11 protein-coding genes are annotated in these 22,578 nt (G+C 41.0%); all 11 read left to right on the top strand.

The window, feature by feature from the left end:
- Window positions 1-63: 63 nt before the first annotated feature.
- The 11 genes from BUB03_RS01465 (at window position 64) to BUB03_RS01415 (ending at window position 22,531) form a co-directional block, all read left to right on the top strand.
- Complete coding sequence (locus BUB03_RS01465; RefSeq protein WP_073059751.1) at window positions 64-1,989, top strand: alpha/beta hydrolase-fold protein; 1,926 nt, start codon at window positions 64-66, stop codon at window positions 1,987-1,989.
- Between the two features lie 48 nt (window positions 1,990-2,037).
- The gene (locus tag BUB03_RS01460; RefSeq protein ID WP_228417731.1) at window positions 2,038-4,485 is read left to right on the top strand and encodes a glycoside hydrolase family 31 protein; all 2,448 of its coding nucleotides are present in this window, start codon (window positions 2,038-2,040) and stop codon (window positions 4,483-4,485) included.
- A gap of 16 nt (window positions 4,486-4,501) precedes the next feature.
- A complete protein-coding gene (locus BUB03_RS01455) occupies window positions 4,502-5,869 on the top strand; it encodes a glycoside hydrolase family 43 protein (RefSeq protein WP_073059747.1) in 1,368 nt (455 codons plus the stop codon).
- 17 nt (window positions 5,870-5,886) lie between these two features.
- On the top strand, window positions 5,887-7,911 hold the full coding sequence (locus tag BUB03_RS01450) for an NPCBM/NEW2 domain-containing protein (protein ID WP_073059745.1): 2,025 nt from the start codon (window positions 5,887-5,889) through the stop codon (window positions 7,909-7,911).
- 13 nt (window positions 7,912-7,924) lie between these two features.
- Window positions 7,925-9,331, top strand: coding sequence for a glycoside hydrolase family 43 protein (locus BUB03_RS01445; RefSeq protein WP_073059743.1), 1,407 nt, complete (start codon window positions 7,925-7,927; stop codon window positions 9,329-9,331).
- Between the two features lie 158 nt (window positions 9,332-9,489).
- Window positions 9,490-10,872 carry a glycoside hydrolase family 43 protein gene (locus BUB03_RS01440; protein WP_073059741.1) on the top strand — a complete coding sequence of 461 codons (1,383 nt, stop codon included), beginning with the start codon at window positions 9,490-9,492 and terminating at the stop codon, window positions 10,870-10,872.
- Window positions 10,869-12,806, top strand: a complete 1,938-nt coding sequence (locus BUB03_RS01435) for a glycoside hydrolase family 97 protein (protein ID WP_073059739.1) — start codon at window positions 10,869-10,871, stop codon at window positions 12,804-12,806. The genes BUB03_RS01440 and BUB03_RS01435 overlap by 4 nt, the downstream gene beginning before the upstream one ends.
- Window positions 12,807-12,834: 28 nt before the next feature.
- The gene (locus BUB03_RS01430; protein ID WP_073059737.1) at window positions 12,835-14,055 is read left to right on the top strand and encodes an SGNH/GDSL hydrolase family protein; all 1,221 of its coding nucleotides are present in this window, start codon (window positions 12,835-12,837) and stop codon (window positions 14,053-14,055) included.
- 17 nt (window positions 14,056-14,072) lie between these two features.
- Complete coding sequence (locus BUB03_RS01425; protein ID WP_073059735.1) at window positions 14,073-16,595, top strand: glycosyl hydrolase 115 family protein; 2,523 nt, start codon at window positions 14,073-14,075, stop codon at window positions 16,593-16,595.
- Between the two features lie 268 nt (window positions 16,596-16,863).
- The gene (locus BUB03_RS01420; RefSeq protein WP_073059733.1) at window positions 16,864-19,602 is read left to right on the top strand and encodes a T9SS type A sorting domain-containing protein; all 2,739 of its coding nucleotides are present in this window, start codon (window positions 16,864-16,866) and stop codon (window positions 19,600-19,602) included.
- Window positions 19,603-19,897: 295 nt separating this feature from the next.
- On the top strand, window positions 19,898-22,531 hold the full coding sequence (locus BUB03_RS01415) for a glycoside hydrolase family 3 C-terminal domain-containing protein (protein WP_139258737.1): 2,634 nt from the start codon (window positions 19,898-19,900) through the stop codon (window positions 22,529-22,531).
- Window positions 22,532-22,578 lie beyond the last annotated feature (47 nt).

Raw genomic sequence — 22,578 nt, 5'->3', positions numbered from 1 at the left:
TAAAATAATACGCTATTATTTTTTTATCTCAAGTAATAAGTGTAAAAAATACAAATAAAAATCATGAATAAATCAGTTATATGGGCTTTAGGACTTGTTTTGTCGGGAATGTTCGTTTCCGCACAAACTCTTGATAAACAGGCGCCGCAGGGTTTCGATGTGGAAAATGCTGCTGTTTCCCACGGAAAAATTGACACAATTCAATATCCGTCAAAAACTGTTGGAACAACAAGAAAAGCTTTGATTTACACACCGCCGGGTTTCAAAAAAAATGAAAAATATCCTGTTCTTTATCTTCTTCACGGAATTGGCGGGGATGAAAAAGAGTGGTTCAATCAGGGAAAACCCAATATTATTCTGGATAATCTGTACGCACAGGGAAAACTTCAGCCGATGATTGTTGTACTTCCCAACGGCCGTGCGATGAAGGATGACAGAGCGACAGGAAATATAATGGCTCAGGATAAAGTTGAGGCTTTCGCAACTTTTGAAAAAGATTTACTGAATGACCTGATTCCGTTTGTAGAGAAAAAATATCCGGTTAAAAAAGACCGTGAAAACCGTGCTTTGGCAGGATTGTCAATGGGAGGCGGACAGACACAGAATTTTGCTTTCGGAAACATTGATAAGTTTGCCTGGCTAGGAGCATTTTCTTCTGCACCCAATACAAAAGAGCCCAATAAGCTTTTACCCAATCCACAGGATGCATTAAAGCTGAAGCTGATCTTTATTTCCTGTGGCGATGCAGACGGGCTGATGCCTTTCAGCAAAAGAACGAGCGATTATCTGAGAAAAAATAAAATCCCTCATATCTTTTATATAGAACCAGGCGGCCACGATTTTAAGGTTTGGAAAAATGATTTGTACATCTTTTCACAGCTGTTGTTCAAGCCTGTTGACAAAACTAAGTTTGAAGGATTTACCGTTTTCGGAACTCCTGCAGCAACCAATATCAGAAATGCCCAGTATCCTCAGATCCTTCCCGACGGAAGAGTGATGTTCAAAGTGAAGGCACCGGAAGCGCAAAAAGTTCAGATCGATTTAGGAAAAAAATACGATCTGAAAAAAGATGCTGACGGCTTCTGGAAAGGTACAACTGATCCGCAAAGCGGAAGCTTTCATTATTATTCCCTGCTGATTGACGGTGTTGCGGTTGCAGACCCGTCCAGCGAAACATTCTACGGAATGGGAAGGTATGCCAGTGGAATAGATATTCCTTTCGAAGGAGATGATTTCTATGCATTAAAAGACGTCCCTCATGGAGATATCCGTATTAAAAATTTCTATTCCAAAGTCACTAACTCATGGAGAAGAGTTTTTATTTACACCCCGCCGGGTTACGACCAGAATCCTGCTGAATCTTATCCCGCACTTTATATTTTACATGGCGGAGGTGAAGATGAAAGCGGCTGGGCCAACCAAGGCAAAACCAATCTGATCCTGGATAATCTGATCGCAGAAGGAAAAGCAAAAAAAATGGTCATCATTATGCCGGATGCCAATATCGGACAAGGCGGAATCCGGAACTTTGGAGAGCGCAATCTTCAGATGTTTGAAAAAGAGCTGAAGGAATCCATCATTCCGTTTGCCGAATCTAATTACAGGATAAAAAAAGGTAAAGAAAACCGTGCGTTGGCAGGACTTTCCATGGGTGGAATTTATACGCTGTATGCCGGAATTAAGAACTCTGATATGTTTTCCGGTTTGGGAGTTTTCAGCTCAGGATATATGTTGCCGATGCTTCAGGATGTTGCCGATAAACAGTACCAATTTTTAAATGAAAATAAATCTGCTTTTTCATCCAACATCAGCAATTTCTGGATTTCAATGGGTGGAAAAGATGATATTGCTTATGAAAACGGTCAGAAAATGCTGAAAGAACTGGATAAAACCGGCATTAAATATAGGTACACAGATTATCCGGGAGGCCATACATGGCCGGTTTGGAGAAATAGTCTGCATCAGTTTGCCCAGGTACTTTTTAAATAATGATTTTAAGTCAATGGCATAAAGAAAATAATTCAAATCTCAAATGAAATGAGCTTTACAAAAATGAACATCAAAACTTCCATTATTACGATCATCATGTTTTCCGGAATGGTAAATGTCAGTGCACAGTCTTATCAGAAAACAGATTCAGGATTGAAGTTTTCTGCTGATCATATGAATGTTGAAGTGAAATTTTATGGAGAAAATACGATCAGGATTATTAAATATCCCGCAGGCAGATTATTTGTCAAAAATAGTTTGTCGGTCATTAAACAGGAGCAGAAAATCAAATTCTCAGTTTCAGAAAAAAATAATGTTATTTCATTAAAAACAAATGACCTCCTGCTTTCCATTAATACTAAAAATGGAGTGATCACTTATGCATTGCCATCCGGAAAAGAGCTTTTGAAAGAAACCGCAAATGACTTCAAACCATTCAATGATGCCGGAACGCAGACTTATTCTGTAAGACAGGATTTTCAGCTTGAAAAGGACGAGCCGATCTACGGTCTGGGAATTCTGCAAAATGAAAAAATGTCCCAGCGGAATACCGATGTAAAAATGATTCAGAATAATACCTGGGATTTTGTGCCTTTTTTCCAGTCTCTAAAAGGATATGGTGTTTTTTGGGATAACTATTCACCCACACAATTTACGGATACACCTCAGAAAACATCCTTTTCATCAGAAGTTGGAGATGGTATAGATTATTACTTTATCTACGGTAAAAATGCAGATGGAGTAGTGGCCGGAATGCGTGATCTCACAGGAAATGTACCCATGCTTCCTTTATGGACATATGGCTACTGGCAAAGCAAAGAACGTTATAAAAGCCAGGATGAACTGACAGAGGTGGTTAAAAAATACCGCGATCTGAAAGTTCCTTTAGACGGAATCATACAGGATTGGCAATATTGGGGAAACAATTACCAGTGGAACGCCATGGACTTCATCAGCCCCGATTTTCCGGATGCTAAAAAAATGGTACAGGATATCCATGGCATGAATGCCCACCTTTCGGTTTCCATCTGGTCATCATTCGGGCCAATGACCAAACAGTACCGTGAAATGGATTCAAAGGGAATGCTTTTCAATATCAGCACGTGGCCTGAATCAGGCCGTGATGTCTGGCCTCCGGATATGAATTATCCTTCCGGTGTTCGTGTTTATGATGCGTACAATCCTGAAGCCAGAAATATATATTGGAAATACCTGAACAAAGGCGTTTTCAGCCTTGGTGTAGATTCCTGGTGGATGGACTCAACAGAACCCGATCATCTCAGCCAGAAAGCAGAAGATCTGGACACTAAAACCTACCTTGGCTCATTCAGAAAAGTAAGAAATGCTTATCCGCTGATGACAGTAGGTGGTGTTTACGATCATCAGCGTGAAACCACTGGTGATAAAAGGGTTTTTATTTTAACAAGGTCAGCTTTTGCAGGCCAGCAGCGATATGCAGCCAATACCTGGTCTGGCGATGTCAATTCTTCCTGGGAAACATTGCGCAAACAGGTACCGGCAGGATTGAATTTCAGTCTTACAGGAAATCCGAACTTCAACTCTGACATCGGCGGTTTCTTTGCCGGTGTTTATAAAAGAAATGGAGGTTCAAAAAATCCAATGTTCCAGGAACTGTATGTCCGGTGGCTACAGTATGGAACCTTTACACCAATGATGCGCTCGCATGGAACCGATGTTGCGAGGGAAATTTATCAGTTTGGGAATAAAGGAGACATTGTGTATGATGCGATAGAAAAATTCATCAGACTGCGTTACAGCATGTTACCGTATATCTATTCTGTTTCCCATGATGTTTCAAAAAATGGGTCTAGCTTTATGAGAGCCCTTTCCATGGACTTTCCTTCAGACAAAAAAACATGGGATATGAATAACGAATATCTTTTTGGAAAATCATTGTTGGTGGCGCCGGTTCTCAATGCCCAATATACTCCTGAAAAGACAGTTAAAACCGATGAAAATGAAGGCTGGAATAAAACCGACAGCAATAAGGATAATTCAGTTACCAACATAGATTTTAGCCAAAATAAAACCGTTAAAGTTTATCTCCCGGAAGGAACAGATTGGTTCGACTTCTGGACCAATGAAAAACACAGAGGAGGAAAGGAAATTCAGAAATCTGTTAATCTTCAGAGTATTCCTTTGTATGTAAAAGCAGGAAGCATCATTCCGTTGGGACCTGATGTACAATATGCCACTGAAAAAAAATGGGATCATCTTACCATAAAAGTTTATCCGGGAAGCGATACCGATTTCATTGTATACGAAGATGAATTCGATAACTATAATTACGAAAAAGGATTCTATACAGAAATACCTTTTCACTGGAACGAAAAATCAAAAACATTGACGATAGCTGCCCGGAAAGGGAAGTACAAAGGAATGATTGAGACAAGGAGTTTTAATCTGATTCTTCCTGATGGCCGACAGAAAACGGTAAATTATTCAGGGCAAAAAACAGATATTCATTTTAAATAAACTTGAAATATTGAATATGAAAAATTTAAGTTTAATAATAGCATTAGGGTTTTTCCAGGTTTGTTTTGGCCAAAATCCGATTATCCAAACCAAGTATACTGCCGACCCGGCACCGATGGTTTATAAGGATACGGTTTATCTTTATACGAGCCATGATGAGGACGATGCTTTCGGATTCAAAATGAAAGACTGGTTACTATACACTTCCACAGATATGGTCAACTGGACAGACCACGGTGTAGTGGCTTCACTTAAAGACTTTAAATGGGTAAATACCGACAACGGTGCCTGGGCACCACAGGTTGTCGAAAGAAAAGGAAAATTCTATATGTATTGTCCAATGCCGAACAATATGGGAATTGGTGTTTTAGTGGCGGACAGTCCATACGGTCCTTTCACCGATCCTATTGGCAAGCCTTTGATCAAAAATTCTCTGGATGACATCGATCCCACAGTTTTAATTGACGACGACGGGCAGGCTTATCTGTACTGGGGAAATCCCAATCTTTGGTATGCTAAACTGAATGAAGATATGATATCTCTTGCCGGACCAATCACCAAAGACCCTTCGTTTGCGAAGGTGAAAGACCAGCCAGATCCTTTCAAATATCAGGAAGGACCTTGGGTTTGGAAAAGAAATAACCATTATTATATGGCTTACGCATCAAAATGTTGCCCGGAAGGGATTGGTTATGCCATGGCAAAATCACCTACAGGACCCTGGAATTATGGAGGCGTGATTATGGATGGCGACCAGAGATCCAGCGGAAATCATCCCGGTATTATAGATTTCAAAGGCAGATCTTATGTTTTCGGATTCAACCATATGCTTAGGATGCAGACCATGAGCAAGCATTACGAACGCCGGTCTGTCAGTGTCACAGAAATTACCTACAATGCAGATGGAACCATTCAGAAGCTTCCTTTCTGGACTGCGGATGGCGCAAAAAGAGTGGGTACTCTGAATCCTTATAAAAAAGTTGAAGCAGAAACAATGGCTTACAGCGAAGGTCTGAAAACAGAAATGGTCACAGAATGGGAACGCAATCAACCCTATAACAGGGGCAAAAAAATCACAGACCGCATCATTGTTACTTCAATTAACAATGGTGATTATATTAAAATCCAAGGAGTAGATTTTTCCAAAGGCGTAAAATCTTTGGATGTGAATGTTGCTTCTCTCTATGGAGGAAAAATAGAAGTACATTCAGATGCTCTTAATGGACCTGTGCTTGGTGTTGTTAACGTTACAGGAAAAGGTGAGGGCGACTTATATAAAACCATTAATACACCTCTGAAAAGTGTAAGAGGAACCCACGATTTATATTTTGTTTTTAAAGGAGAAAAAGACCTTTTCTATTTCGATTGGTGGAAATTTAAATAAATCCAAATTTTTAAATAATGTTGAAGACGAAAATACTTTTAATTGCTGTAACATTTTTGCTGTCGGGAAATATTTTCAAGGCGCAGTCAACTGTTTGGTTAGACCAGTTGGATTTGAGCGTTGTAACACAGGGGCACGGAAAACCGGGCATCAATACTTCGGTGGACGGAAAACCTATAACCATTGCCGGCGAAGTTTTCAAAAGAGGCTTCGGAACCCACGCTGAAAGTTCTTTGTTGATTAAATTAAATGGCAAAGCAAAAAGCTTTTCAGCAATGGTGGGAATGGATGATGAAATCAAAGGCCAGAATCCCGCTGCCGAATTTGAAATTTACGGCGACAACAAAAAACTTTGGTCTAGCGGAGTAATGAAATTAGGCGATAAAGCAAAGCCTGTTTCTGTTTCGCTGGAAGGTGTAAAACAATTAGAATTAGTCGTAACAGACGGTGGAAACGGGCCTTATTATGACCACGCTGATTGGGCAGATGCTAAGTTTGAAACAGCAGTCGGCGCAAAACTGACAACATTTAACCCGATTTCGTCAGTACCTTATATTTTGACGCCAAAACCTGCGGCAACTCCAAAAATTAATTCAGCAGGCGTTTACGGAGTTCGTCCTGGCTCACCTTTTTTGTTCAGGGTTGCAGCAACGGGTGACAGACCAATGACTTTTACGGCAAAAAATCTTCCGAAAGGTTTAACAATAGATTCAGAGACCGGAATCATCACTGGAAAAATAGATTCTAAAGGAAGTTATGAAGTGACTTTGAATGCTAAAAATACGAAAGGTTCAGCTTCAAAAAAATTAAAAATAGAATGTGGGGACAGAATCGCTCTCACACCTACAATGGGCTGGAATAGCTGGAACTGCTTCGGACATGAAGTTTCTGCCGACAAAGTGAAACGTGCAGCAGATGCCCTTATAAAGTCAGGACTGATCAATCACGGATGGAATTATATCAATATCGATGATTCCTGGCAGTATAACAGAGATGGAAAAGACCCTTCATTCCAGGGAAAAATGCGTGATGAAAACGGTTATATCCTGACCAATTCCAAATTTCCTGATATGAAAGGTCTTGCAGACTACATCCATAACAATGGCTTGAAAATGGGAATTTATTCTTCCCCCGGTCCATGGACCTGTGGCGGATGTGCCGGAAGCTACGGTTACGAAAAACAGGATGCTGAAAGCTATACCAAATGGGGCGTTGATTACCTGAAATACGACTGGTGTAGCTATGGCGGAGTAATTGACGGGCTGCCGGATAATGATCCTGATAAAGTTCCTTCTCTTGCCTTTCAAGGAGGCGGAGATTTGGATAAAGGCGTGAAACCATTCAAACTGATGGGAAGCCTTTTGAAGCAGCAGCCAAGAGATATAGTGTATAACCTATGCCAGTACGGAATGGGTGATGTATGGAAGTGGGGTGATGAGGTCAATGCACAATCCTGGCGTACCACCAACGATATTACAGATACCTGGTCAAGCGTAAAGAATATTGCCCTTGCTCAGGACAAGGCAGCTCCTTTTGCGAAACCCGGAAACCGGAACGATCCGGATATGCTGGTTGTTGGCGTTGTCGGTTGGGGAAATCCACATCAGAGCCGGTTGAAGCCTGATGAACAGTATCTTCATATGAGTCTGTGGAGCATTTTTTCAGCCCCGTTGCTGATTGGCTGCGACCTTGAGAAACTGGATGATTTCACTTTAAACCTTCTGACAAATGATGAGGTTATCACCGTCAATCAGGATGCTTTGGGAAAACAGGGTGTTTGTTTGCAGACAATCGGTGAACTCAGGATTTATGTCAAAGAACTGGAAGACGGAAACAAAGCAGTGGCTTTTGCCAATTTCGGAAGGGAAAAAGTAAAGCTGCCGTATAAAGATTTTAAAAAAATAGGGATTTCCGGAGTTCAGACGGTTCGTGACCTTTGGAGACAGAAGGATATTACAGAAATCAATACGGACAAAAAAGGTCTTCCATTGGATATTCCGGCACATGGTGTTGCTTATTATAAATTCATTTCACTCAAATAAATAAGATTAAGATATGAATCAACGAAACTTTAAATATATCACACTTTCTTTTCTGTTGGCAGGGATTGGTATTTCTGCGCAGAATCCGGTTATTCAGACCCATTTTACACCAGATCCTGCTCCCATGGTCTATCAAGGGAAAATGTATGTTTATACAGGGGATGATCAGCCGGGATTTGATTTTTATACGATGACCAAATGGCGGGTGTATTCCACGGAAGATATGGTCAATTATACAGACCATGGTTCGCCTATTTCTTTAGAGTCTTTCAGCTGGGCGCGGGACAGAGCCTGGGCAGCACAGTGTATTGAAAGAAACGGTAAATTCTACTGGTATATCTGTGTACAGACTGTTGACAACAATATGGCTATTGGGGTTGCGGTGTCTGACAGTCCTACCGGGCCTTTCAGAGATGCTTTGGGAAAACCTCTGATTTCAACCGGAACCTGGGATAATATTGACCCTACGGTTTTTACAGATGATGACGGACAGGCTTATCTGTACTGGGGAAACAGTAAATTATTTTATGTGAAACTCAATAAAGACATGACTTCTTACCAGGGGAAAATCACAGAAATTCCACAATCGGTGGAAGCTTTCGGCGGGCTGAGACGTCCCGGGAAAAGTGATGAGGTTCTGCAAAAGCAGGAAAAATTTGATGATGTGTATGTAGAAGGACCATGGCTTTACAAGCGAAACAATCAATATTATATGATGTATGCTGGAATGACCGGAAGAACAGAATGTTTATCCTATTCAACCAGTCCATCGCCAACCGGGCCGTGGAAATATCAGGGGAAAATAATGACCGACCAGCCTACTAACAGCTTTACCAACCATGGCGGAATTATCGATTTCAAAGGAAAGTCCTACCTGTTTTACCATACCGGATTATTGCCGGCCGGAGGAAGCTACGGACGCTCAACTGCTGTAGAAGAATTCAGATATAATGCTGACGGGACTATTCCGAAGATCACAATGACCAAAGAAGGTGTAGCTCCGGCTGGAACCTTAAATCCATATCAGAGAACAGAAGCAGAAACCATGGCATGGTCGGAAAAATGCAGCACTTCCGAAAACAGGAAAACCGGAGTGTATGTCTCCGATGCCAGAGCAGGAGGGTATATCAGGGTCCGTTCGGTAGATTTTGAAAAGGGAACTTCAGGATTTTCAGCTTCCGTTGCCGCAGGAATTGATGGCGGAATTCTGGAAGTTCATCTGGATGATGTTAAAGGGCCAAAAATAGCCGAGATTGAAATTCCGAGAACCGGTGGCTGGGAAGAGTTCAAAACCCTGACCTCAAAAATTTCAGAATCTGTTTCCGGTGTTCACGATGTATATTTTGTGTTCCGGGGGAAAAATATTACGGCAGGAAGAAAGTTATTTAATTTCGATTACTGGAGCTTTCAGAAAAAATAAGATAAAAATTCCCCTCCTTTGGAGGGGTGGCAAAAAATCGAAGATTTTTTGACGGGGTGGTTAAAATGGCTATAACAATATGAGAAACCACCTTAATAATTCAACCATTTAGCTCCTACAGGCGATAGCGACCCTTAGTGCTCAAATAAAAGTTAAATATGAAAAAAACAATAAAGGCAATACTTAATCTCTGTTTAACAGGATATTCGGGAATATTATTTTCTCAGAACCCTATTATTCAGACCAATTATACTGCAGACCCGGCACCAATGGTGTACAATGACAGGCTGTATGTGTACACGACACACGATGAGGATAATTCCACCTGGTTTACCATGAACGACTGGAAAGTGTATTCCACCAATGATATGGTCAACTGGACAGATCACGGAACAATTCTCTCGTATAAAGATTTCGACTGGGCAAAACGTGATGCTTGGGCCGCACAATGTGTAGAAAGAAACGGAAAGTTTTTTTTATACGTTCCGATGTGGTCCAAAACCAATAACAAAGGCGCTATAGGAGTTGCCGTTGGCGACAGTCCGTTTGGGCCTTTTCATGATCCGCTGGGAAAACCTCTTGTTCAGAGCGAATGGGGAGATATTGATCCCACCGTTTTTGTGGATGATGACGGACAGGCTCATATGTATTGGGGAAATCCTAAATTAAAATACGTAAAGCTGAATGAAGATATGATCTCCTATTCCGGGAATATTACAGAAGTTCCGATGACCGAAGAATCATTTGGCAAAAGAGATGGGAAACCCAATCTGGAAAGACCCACAAAATACGAGGAAGGCCCATGGCTGTACAAAAGGAAAAACCTGTATTATCTTTTCTGGCCGGGTGGTCCGCTTCCTGAATTCATAGGATATTCTACAGGTAAAACAGCACAGGGACCATGGAAATATGGTGGAATTGTAATGCCTACTGAAGGGAAATCATTCACCAATCATCCCGGTGTTATTGATTTCCGGGGGAAAACGTATTTCTTTTATCACAATGGGGCATTGCCAGGCGGAAGCGGTTTTACAAGATCGGTAAGTCTGGAAGAGCTTACATTCAATAAGGACGGTTCCATCTCACCATTTAAAATGACTAACGGAATTACAAAAGCTATCGCAACAGTTAATCCTTATTCATTCAATCAGGCAGAAATGATTGCCTGGTCGGAAAATGTAAAATCCTATCAGAATAAAGAGGTTGGTGTTTTCATCAAAGCAAAGAAAAATGGAGCGTATACCAGTGTAAAGAACGTTGATTTCCGGAAAAAAGGAGCTAGTTCTTTTTCTGCAAGAGTAGGGACTACCCATAACAGTGACGTAACAATGACCGTTCATCTGGATGCTGTGAACGGACCGGTTGCTGCAACGGTAAAGGTTCCGATGACGGGTGGAGATGACCGCTGGGAAACCGTAAAGGTTCAGCTTACTGAAAAAATTACCGGCATTCATGATCTGTACTTTGTATTCAATGGAAAAGCCTCAACAGATATTATGTATTTCGATTACTGGACCTTTCTTGAAAATAATGAGTTATGAGAAAAAAAGTTTTATATATCGTATTCAGCCTGTTTCTGATCAGCAAAAGCTTTGCGCAGGTAGCCGAAATTTCAAGTCCTGATGGACATCTGAAGCTTCAGGTTTTTTCAGAAGAGGGAAAAGCATCGTATAATGTTATCCTTCAGGGAAAAACAATGCTTGAAAAATCCCCGCTGGGCCTGGTAACCAACGAGTCCGATTTTTCAAAGGATCTGAAATTTATGGACAGCAAAAAGGATATTGTTTCTAAGAAATATACGAACGAAAAAATCAAAAAATCTGAGATTGATTATAAGGCCAATACTTTATTGGTTAACTTCAGTAATGCAGACCAGCATCAGATAGGCATTGAATTTCAGGTGAGCAACAACAATATTGCTTTCCGCTACAATATTCCACCAATGAAAGAACGGTTGAGTGTTGTGGTACAGTCAGAAACTACAGGATACAGATTCCCGTCACAAACCACTACTTTTCTTTCACCTATGATGAAGCCGATGACAGGTTTTGCACGCACCGCACCAAGCTATGAAAGTGGTTATAAAGCCGATGCAGAGCTGGGAATACCATCTGATTACGGCTACGTTTTCCCTGGTCTGTTCCATATCGGAAATGAAGGCTGGATATTGCTTTCCGAGACAGGAGTGAACAGTTCGTATTGTGCTTCACACCTTGAAACCACAGCAGAAAAAAGCCTTTACAAAGTCGCTTATCCGAACATTGCTGAAAATAACGGCTTCGGAAGTACCGGAGCTGCTGTTTCTCTTCCCGGAAAAACACCGTGGAGAACAATTACAGTAGGCAGCTCCCTGAAACCCATCGTAGAAACTACCATTCCTTTTGATGTGGTAGATCTGATGTATGAGCCGTCACAGGATTACCAGTTCGGAAAATCTACCTGGAGCTGGATTCTTTGGCAGGATAACAGTATGAACTACGATGATCAGGTGAAATTCATAGACCTTGCTGCTGCACTGAAATATCAGTTTATTCTCATGGATGCGCTTTGGGATAAAAATATAGGCAAAGACCGCATGCGAGAGCTTATTCAATATGCAAAATCAAAAAATGTCGGGGTATTGCTTTGGTACAACTCCAACGGAGCAGCCAATGACGCACCGATGGGACCGAGAAACAAAATGAGCTCATCCATTGAACGGAAAAAAGAAATGAAATGGCTGAAAGAAGCGGGCGTAAAAGGACTGAAAGTGGATTTCTTCGGAGGAGACAAACAGGAAACCATGCGTCTTTATGAAGATATTCTGTCGGATGCCAACGATTTTGGACTAACCATTATTTTCCATGGAGCTACTTTACCGAGAGGCTGGGAAGTAATGTACCCGAATTATGCAGGAAGTGAGGCCGTTCTTGCCTCAGAAATGCTCTATTTCTCAGAAGATGTACGCAGGCAGGAAGCTTTTTTTGCCACGCTTCATCCTTTTATCAGGAATACGGTGGGAAGTATGGAGTTTGGCGGAACTTTCCTCAACAAATATTTAACAAAATCCAACAGGGATAAAAATAAAAGGCATACCACAGATGGCTTTCAGCTGGCTACGGCAGTATTGTTTCAGAATCCTGTTCAGATGTTTGGCATCATGCCGAATAACCTGACCGATGCTCCGGAATTTCAGCTCAGCTTTATGAAAGAAGTTCCGACACTTTGGGATGAAACAGTTTTCATAGACGGCTATCCCGGGAAATATGCTGTAGTTGCGAGAAGACATGCGGATCAATGGTATGTTGCTGGTGTAAATGCTGAAAAGCAATCCCAAAAACTGAAAATAAAGCTTCCGATGTTTGCAGGGAAAACAGTTAGATTCATTAATGATGATGCAAAGGGAAATTCATCAGAAAAAGAAGTGAAAGTAAATGCAAAAGGCGACTTTACGATTGAAATTCAGCCGAACGGAGGATTTGTAGTAAGAAATTAAAGGTTGATAAAACGAAAAAACAGAAAAAATGCGCTTCAAAAACTTATACATCTTTATCATTTCGGGATTTTTGGTTTCCTGCTCTTCCTCTCGAAGTCTGGAAAAAAAGTCATCCAAAGACCAGTGGCTCACTATCTGGGCAACTGCTCCCCAATTGGTGGAACCCAAAAATCTTCCGCCCGAACCGGGGCTTTCGGGGAATACCCTGCGTCAGATTGTCCGTGTATCTGTGGGTGGGAAAAAATTGCGGTTACGTTTTTCCAATAGGTATTCTACAGACAGCCTTGCAGTAAAAACAGTTTCTATTGCCGTGCCATCCGATAGCAGCAATGTGGATGCAGCCACTATCAGGACATTAACGTTTGAGAATAAAAACAGTTTTAAAATTGCTCCCGGATCTGATATTTATTCCGATGAAGTGAACTTTAACCTGAAGTCTAATTCATTGCTGGCCATTACGATTTCCTATGCAAAAGTAACCCAATCTGTCACCGGGCATCCGGGTTCAAGAACAACCTCTTTTATTGTTAAAGGTGAGCAGGCGAGTTCAGCAGTATTTAAAGATCCTGTAAAAACAGATCATTGGTATTCGCTTTTTAACATTGATGTAAAGACAGGTGAACCCTCGTATGCGGTGGCTATTATGGGAAATTCCATTACCGACGGAAGAGGATCGGGAACCAATAGACAGAATCGCTGGCCGGATATTTTTTCGCAGCGGTTACTGGCGAATCCTTCAACCAGGAATGTAAGTGTCCTTAATTTCGGAATTGGTGGGAATTGTGTAGTGCGTGGCGGTTTAGGTCCTACAGCACTCGACCGTTTTGATTATAACATCCTCAATCAGCAGGGCGTAAAATGGCTGATCATTCTGGAAGGAGTGAATGATCTGGGAGGAACAAGAGATGCTGATGACGCTTCCAAAAGAACAGAAGAACTGATTGCCGCTTACCAGGTGATGATCGATAAGGCACATGCTAACGGAATCAAAGTGTACGGAGCAACGATTCTTCCTTTTGCCAAGTCGTTCTACGACAAACCTTTCCGTATCGAGGCCTGGAAAAAAGTAAACGACTGGATCAGGAACAGCGGAAAGTTTGATGCCGTCATCGATTTTGCCCAACATATGCAGAGTGAAAATCCGGAAGTCATCTTAAACGATATGCACGACCATGATTTTCTTCATCCCAATGAAACCGGTTATAGAAGAATGGGAGAATTTGTAGATCTGAACTTATTTAAAAATTAAAATCAAAAAGATATAGTATGAATTTTACAAAAAGCATTTCGCTGTTTCTTACGTTGTTGTTTATATTTTTTGTAAAAGCAGCCGAACCATTTATTTCTTTTGCCAAGACAGAAAATTCGGTGGTGTTGAAAGAGCGCAATTCAGGTTTGATGCTGTTTTCAGACAGCGATTCGGATAAAGGAATTCTGCGCGCTGTTGCGAATCTTCAATCCGATTTTCAAAAAGTAACCGGCGTCCAGCCTAATCTGGTTTCCCAAAACTCTGGCCTGAACGGCATGATCATCATTATTGGTGAAGCAGGTAAAAGCAAAACCATTGATAATTTAATTCGTCAAAAAAAGCTGGATGGAAAAGCATTAACAGGGAAAAGGGAAAAATATATCATTCAGAATGTCAGTGATCCATTTCCGGGCGTTTCTGAAGCCATTGTGATTGCAGGAAGTGATAAAAGAGGAACGATTTACGGAATTTATGAAATGTCTCAGCAGATAGGTGTTTCACCATGGTATTATTGGGCAGATGTTCCGGTTGAGAAAAAAGATAATGTATACTTTAAAAAAGGAATATATACTGATGGTGAGCCTGCTGTAGAGTATCGCGGTATTTTCCTTAACGATGAAGAACCTTCATTGGGAGGCTGGGCGAGAGCGACTTTTGGCGGAGTTAATTCTAAATTTTACGAAAAAGTTTTTGAACTGATTCTACGTCTTAAAGGAAACTATATCTGGCCGGCAATGTGGGGGAAGGCATTCTATGACGATGATCCTCTGAGCGGACCGTTAGCCAATGAAATGGGTATTGTCATGGGAACTTCCCACCATGAGCCTATGGCTTTGGCACAAACCGACTGGCACAGGTATATCAAAAAAAATAACCTCCCTAATGTCTGGGATTATGCTAAAAATGCGGAAGTTTTACAGAAATTCTGGAAATCCGGACTCGAGAGAAGCAAAAACTGGGAAAAACTCGTAACAGTAGGAATGCGGGGTGATGGTGACGAAGCAATGGGAGAGGGAACCAATATTGCCCTGCTCGAGAAAATTGTAAAAGATCAGCGTAAAATCATCGCAGATGTTACCGGAAAGAAAGCGGAGAAAACACCTCAAGTCTGGGCATTGTATAAAGAAGTTCAGGACTATTATGATAAAGGAATGCGGGTTCCGGATGATGTGATCCTGCTGTTCTGTGATGATAACTGGGGAAATGTAAGAAAGCTTCCGGACCTTTCAAAGCCTTTGCATAAAGGAGGCTATGGAATCTATTACCACTTTGATTATGTAGGCGGACCAAGAAACTCCAAATGGATCAACATAAGCCCCATCCAGAGAGTCTGGGAACAGATGAACCTTTCCTATGAACATAAAGTAGATAAGCTTTGGGTCGTGAATGTAGGAGATTTAAAACCCATGGAGTTTCCGATCAGTTTTTTCCTGGAAATGGCCTGGAATCCGAAGCAGTTTAATGCTAAAAATCTTTTGGAATATACTGAGAAGTGGGCTGCTCAGCAGTTTGGTGAAAAACACGCCAAAGAAATTGCCGGGATGATTAATCTGTATGCCAAATACAACAGAAGAGTAACCCCTGAAACCCTTGACAGCAAAACATACAGCCTTGAAAATTACCATGAATTTGAAACGGTTTTAAATGATTACAGAGCATTGGCCGTAGAAGCTTTACGGTTAAAAGAGCAGATTCCGGCTGAGTACCAGGATGCATATTATCAGTTGGTTTTGTACCCGATTGATGCATGCAGTAATTTATATGAAATGTATTATGCGGTGGCAAAAAACAGGGAACTGGCAGCGAAAAAAGATCCGGGAGCCAATTTCTACGCAGATAAAGTGAAGACATGTTTTGAAAGAAACGCTTATCTGGATAATCAATACAATAATGTGATTGCCGGAGGAAAATGGAAGCATATGATGGATCAGATGAGGATAGGATATAAAAGCTGGGCAGACGGAAAAGAAAATATAATGCCTGAAGTTACCTATATTTCTGAAGCCGAGGTTCCCAAAGAAAAAATATTTCAGGAGAAAAACGGCTATGTTTCCATTGAAGCAGAAAATTTTGCAAGAATGAGCAATTCTGACCGGATCCATTGGGAAGTGATTCCTGATTTTGGAAAAACAAAGTCGGGAGTGACAACCTTTCCGCAGAATGCCTATCCAAAAGCTGATGAAAATATCTGGCTGGAATATGATGTCAATTTTGAATCAAAAGGGGAGTTTGAAGTCCAGTTATTATTAGCACCGACTTTAAATTTTAATCATAATAAAGGATTGCGTTACGAAATTTCTTTTGACAACGAAACTCCACAAATTGTCAACTTCAATGGCCATTACAAAGGAGAATTGGGAAGATGGCAGTCCGAACATATTATTAAATCTGTTACAAAGCATTCGGTTCAGCAGGCTGGAAAGCACACGTTACGTTTCAGAGTGCTGGAACCCGGCATTGTCCTTGAAAAGCTCCTGATCAACACCGGAGGATTAAAACCCTCTTACCTGGGCGCTCCGGAAAGCGAAATGCTTCACTGAGTGACCAATACTCATCACAAACAACACTTTAATTATGAAACACTAATCTTAATTCACATTCCAATCTGAAATACAGTTCCCTCACAGAGAATGAAGAGAAAGAACAGCGAATGATTTTGTAAGCAACTTTATTTAACAGATCGCTGCCTGATACTATTCAGGGTATTTTCCTGACGTTTTTTGAAAATGAACCGTCTTGATGGGGAATCTATTGCCCTTACTTTAATTGTTTACGATCAAAATCACGACTATCTAAAACTAAACCATTATGAAAAAACTTTTAAATCTTTTCAGCATTCATTCTATATGTTTGTTTTTCAGTTGTCTGGCGTATGGCCAGCTTACTACTGTAAAAATTGATAAGAACACATCTTATCAGAAAATAAAAGGGTTCGGTGGATTTGTATGCAGTCCCCAGTTTGCCTATAATCATATGTCTACATCAGAGATTCAGACGCTTTGGGGAGGTTCCAGTGAAGGCGGGTATAATATTATGAGATTATATATTCCCGAAAACAGCAGCAACTGGAGTTCTGTACTGGCTACAGCACAGCTCGCCAAATCTATGGGGCTTACCATTTTTGCTTCGCCTTGGACAATGCCCGCAGCCTGGAAAACCAATAACCATGTCAATGCAGTGTATACTGATGCTAACGGAGTACAGCAGATTGGATATTTAAAGCCGGAAAATTATCAGGATTATGCCCTTTATCTTAACAGCTTTGTTACCTATCTCCAGAACAACGGAGTAGAGCTCGATTATATCTCCATTCAAAATGAACCGGATGAAATGGCACAGTATCAGGGATGTATCTGGACTCCTGCGCAAATTACCACCTTCATCAAAAATTACGGACAGCTTATCAATTGTAAAGTGATTGCCCCGGAAAGTGTGGGATTTACGGATAATTTTGCCAGTGCTTTGCTGGATCCTGCGGCAATGGCCAATTTTGAAGTGTATGGCGGGCATCAATACGGACTTATGCAGTCTACCTACAAACAGTTCCAGAATTACAACAAAGAAATCTGGCAGACAGAATATCTGATCAACTGGAACTCTTCATCCACCCAGCCGGCCCGTGACTTCAGCTGGAATACAGATGCATTTACCTTTGCCAGCAGTGTCAACAATGCATTATTAGGTAATGTCAATGCCTGGATTCATTACTCTGCCAAACGTTATTATGGCTTAATGGGTGACGGAACTTACGGAACTCCTGCAGGTGTAATGACCAAAAGAGGCTATATCCTTTCACATTATGCCAAGTACACAACAGGAAAAACGAGAATAGAAGCCAAATGGGATGACAAAACAGGTGTTTTACAGGGTTCTTCCTATATTTCCCAGGATGGAAATCAGGTCGTTCTTATGGTCATCAATCCTTCTCAGAATACGTATAGTTTGAAAGTTGACCTTCCTTTTTATACGACTTCAGGAACAAAAGTACTGACCAATACGCAATCCAATATGGTGAGTACACCTATCACTATGAGTACGGCAACATTCCGTCCTACTGCTGATATCAGTCCCTCCAGTGTTATGACTTTCGTTTTTAATAAAAGTGGTGACAGACCTGCTTCTCTCATGACAGGCGGTGATATTCATTATAATAAAATTGAAACACAAACGGCTACCAGTACAGCTTTTGGGACAGGATTCAATATCAGCAATACAACAGTGACGTTCTCCAATCCAAGTCCTCTTATCAGTAATAATATGACTGCGGCTAACGGATATCTTCAGCTTAATGACCGGTACAATAAACTGATTCTGCATGTAAACAGCTATACAACGGCGGGACAAAGTTACTCAGACAATACGACTTTATATTACATCAACAGTCAGGGCGTAACGAAATCATATAATTACGGCAAGATTAATTTTCCGCAGGGAGGAAACTTCGATATTACGTTAGATATTTCAAGACAGGTGCTTACAGACGGATGCAAAGGAATTTTAGGATTGAGAAATTCCAATTACAGCTCTGTGCTTACGATTAATCTGGGAGATGTTTATTTCAATGTAGGTAATGAAATTGCTTCTAAATTCGGAGGTACCTATTCTGCAAGCGACAGCTATCTGATGGATGCCCTGGAAAACGGCTACTACACTTCTGTAGACTTCAGAAATGCAGCGGGAGTCACTTCCTCCAATAACTGGCAGCCTATGAGTGCCAACTCTAACAGCATTTATTATGTGAATTCAAACGTAAGTTCATCTGCCAATAATGTGATCTCTGGTACTACATGCTCAAATCTTGTCCTTTCCGGTCAGGGTATGGATTTTCAGGTGCCGTTTAACTTCACAGCCTATACAGCTTCTTACAGCCGTACATTTAATGGTTACGATGTGCTGATCTTGCCATTCCAGGCTAATATACCTTCCGGAGTTACTGCTTATCTGATGTCTCCGAATGCCAATAATATCAGCTGTACCGCAATTTCAAACGGAATCATTCCTGCAAACACTCCGGTAATCGTCAATGCGACAGGGAATATTACTTTCAGTGGTTCGGGAAATGTTTCCACACCCAAAGCAATCACGGTCAATCAGATGAACGGAGTTTACCAGGGCATCAAAGTTCCGGCGAATGCTTATGTGCTGAAAACAGAAAACGGAGTAACAGGCTTCTATAAAGTAACTGCCGGAAGTGAGCCTGCAATAGGATCTTTCAAAGCATATCTTACAGAAGAAAATACTTATTCTGCCAACGTTCTTCCTTTAAACTTCGGATCGTTAAGCACCAGAGATATTTCTGCTGAAACGAAAAAAGAGGTTGTAAAAATATATCCTAATCCGGTAAAAGCTGACCTTTTCATTGATTCTGATTTGTCAGAAGCTGCCGCCACCATTTTTGACGGTAGGGGAAGTGTCATCAGATCCGGATTGAAAATAAATTCAGGGAAAAACGAAATTAATGTGGGGAATTTCCCGGCTGGTATTTACTTTATTGAGGTTACTCAAAAAAATAATACAGTAGTGAAACAAAAATTTATCAAAGAGTAAATTGAATCCAAAGCCATCATGAGCACTGCTTATGATGGCTTTATTTCCACAATTTAGTAGATGAAAACCAAAGTAAGTAGGATTTATTCTTAATTTAAGTGTATTATTTACATTTATTTAAAATAGAACGTTATATTTGTTTTTCATTGCATTGTTGCTGAATAATACTGGCAATTTGTGTAAAATAAGAATGAAAACATAATTATCCGTAAAAATCTGTGAAATCAGTAGGTTGAAAATGATTAATCACAAAATCAACTGTCATTTTTCGGACTTTATTGAAACCATATTACCTATGAAAAGAATTGTATTAATCCTATGTGCAACACTGGCAGCACCGTTATTTTTTGCTCAGAAACATTATAAATACCCATTCAGAAACCCGGAGCTTCCGGTTAATGAAAGAATAGAAAATCTTATCAGCTTACTCACAACAGAAGAAAAGATAGGAATGATGATGGATAATTCCCAGGCAGTTCCCCGTCTGGAAATTCCTGCCTACGGATGGTGGAATGAAGCACTTCACGGAGTGGCAAGAGCAGGTACAGCCACTGTTTTTCCTCAGGCAATCGGGATGGCGGCCACATGGGATGTTCCGGAGCATTTTAAAACTTTTGAAATGATTTCTGATGAAGCACGGGCAAAATACAACAGATCTTTTGATGAGGCTCAAAAAACAGGGCGGTACGAAGGGCTGACCTTCTGGACACCCAATATCAATATTTTTCGTGATCCAAGATGGGGAAGAGGCCAGGAAACCTATGGTGAAGACCCTTATCTTACCTCTGTTCTGGGGGTTGCTGCAGTAAAAGGCCTGCAGGGAAACGACCCGAAATATTTTAAAACCCACGCCTGCGCCAAACATTTTGCGGTACACAGCGGACCGGAATGGAACCGCCACTCTTATAACGCAGAAATCTCAAAAAGAGATCTGTATGAGACGTATCTTCCCGCTTTCAAAGCATTGGTTCAGGAAGGAAATGTAAGAGAAGTAATGTGTGCCTACAATGCTTTTGACGGGCAGCCATGTTGTGCAAACAATACTTTGCTTACTGAAATTCTCCGTGGAAAATGGAAGTATGACGGAATGGTGGTCTCAGATTGCTGGGCACTGGCCGATTTTTTTCAGAAAAAATACCATGGCACCCATCCTGACGAAAAAACAACCGCAGCAGATGCTCTGAAACATTCCACGGATCTGGAATGCGGAGATACCTATAACAATCTGAACAAATCTCTGGCCAGCGGGCTGATTACCGAAAAAGATATTGATACGTCGATGCGCAGAATCCTTAAAGGCTGGTTTGAGCTGGGAATGCTCGATTCGAAATCTTCTGTTCACTGGAATACCATTCCGTATTCTGTAGTCGATTCTGAAGAACATAAAAAGCAGGCATTGAAAATGGCACAAAAATCAATTGTGTTGATGAAAAACGAAAAGAATATTCTGCCTCTCAGTAGAAGTATTAAAAAAATTGCCGTAGTGGGACCGAATGCTGATGACGGATTGATGCAGCTGGGAAATTATAATGGAACGCCTTCTTCCATTGTAACGATTTTAGACGGAATCAAAACCAAATTTCCAAATACTGAAATTATCTATGAAAAAGGAAGCGAAGTAACAGATCCTTCGTCCAGAACGTCACTCTATCAGAATTTCATCAGTCAGAAAAACGGCTCGAAAGGAATGAAAGTAACGTTTTTTAATAACAATGAATTCAAAGGGCAGCCGGCCAATGTTTCCGTAAATTCAACCGCTATCAGTTACAACAGTTTTGGAGGAACCCAGCTTGCACCCAATGTAGGAAGAGAAAATACCTCAGCGATCATTTCAGGGATTTTCAAAAGTACCTATACAGGAGAGGTCGTGTTTTCTGCTTCCACTTCCGATATCTATACACTTTTCGTGGACGGAAAAGAAATCGCAACAAGGAAAGGACCTGATGCAAGACATCCTTCGGAGTTTCCTGTAAAAATGGAAAAAGGAAAAGAATACCAGATAGAACTGCGTCATACACAAAAAGGAAAATATGTGAGTATCACTTTTGAAGCGTACAGAAAAGACCCTGTTAATTTTGCTTCGGTGAGAGAAAAGGTGAAAAATGCAGACGTCATTGTCTTTGCAGGCGGACTTTCTCCAAGTCTGGAAGGCGAAGAGATGATGGTGAATGCAGAAGGCTTCAAAGGCGGTGACAAAACTTCTATTGCCCTTCCTAAAGTCCAGAGGGACCTGTTGGCGGAGCTTAGAAAAACCGGCAAACCTGTTGTTTTTGTTCTTTGTACCGGAAGCGCTCTGGGATTGGAGCAGGATGAGAAAAATTATGATGCCCTGTTGAACGCCTGGTATGGCGGACAGGCCGGAGGAACGGCTGTAGCAGACGTTTTGGCAGGAGATTATAACCCTTCCGGAAAATTACCCATTACCTTTTATAAAAATATTGAACAGCTGGATAACGCTCTTTCAAAGACAAGCAAGCACGAAGGATTTGAAAATTATGATATGCAGGGGAGAACTTACCGTTATATGACAGAAAAGCCTCTTTATCCGTTCGGGCACGGTCTGAGCTATTCCAAATTTGTTTACGGAGATTCAAAACTGAGCAAAAATACGATCAGTACCAACGAAAATGTGACCATTACAATTCCTGTAACCAATGTTTCAGAAAGGGATGGTGAAGAAGTCGTTCAGGTCTATATCAAAAGAAATAACGATGCACAGGCACCGCTAAAAACGTTAAGGGCTTTTGAAAGAGATTTAATCAAATCTAAAGAAACAAAAAATATTCAGCTGACTCTCTCTAAAGACTCATTTGCATTCTACGATGAAAAAGCAGATGATCTGGTTTCAAAACCCGGCGACTATACCATTTTTTATGGCGGAACCTCCGATGATGTAGGGTTAAAAAGTATTCCGCTAAAAGTAAAATAAAAATTGATTCAGGACAAATTGAGACATGCTTTAGCTTCAAAATATAC

It is taken from the genome of Chryseobacterium oranimense (assembly GCF_900129755.1).
In the GTDB taxonomy this organism is placed as follows: domain Bacteria; phylum Bacteroidota; class Bacteroidia; order Flavobacteriales; family Weeksellaceae; genus Chryseobacterium; species Chryseobacterium oranimense.
The sequence above is the reverse complement of the archived record's forward strand: the minus strand, read 5'-3'. Positions and strand labels throughout refer to the sequence as shown.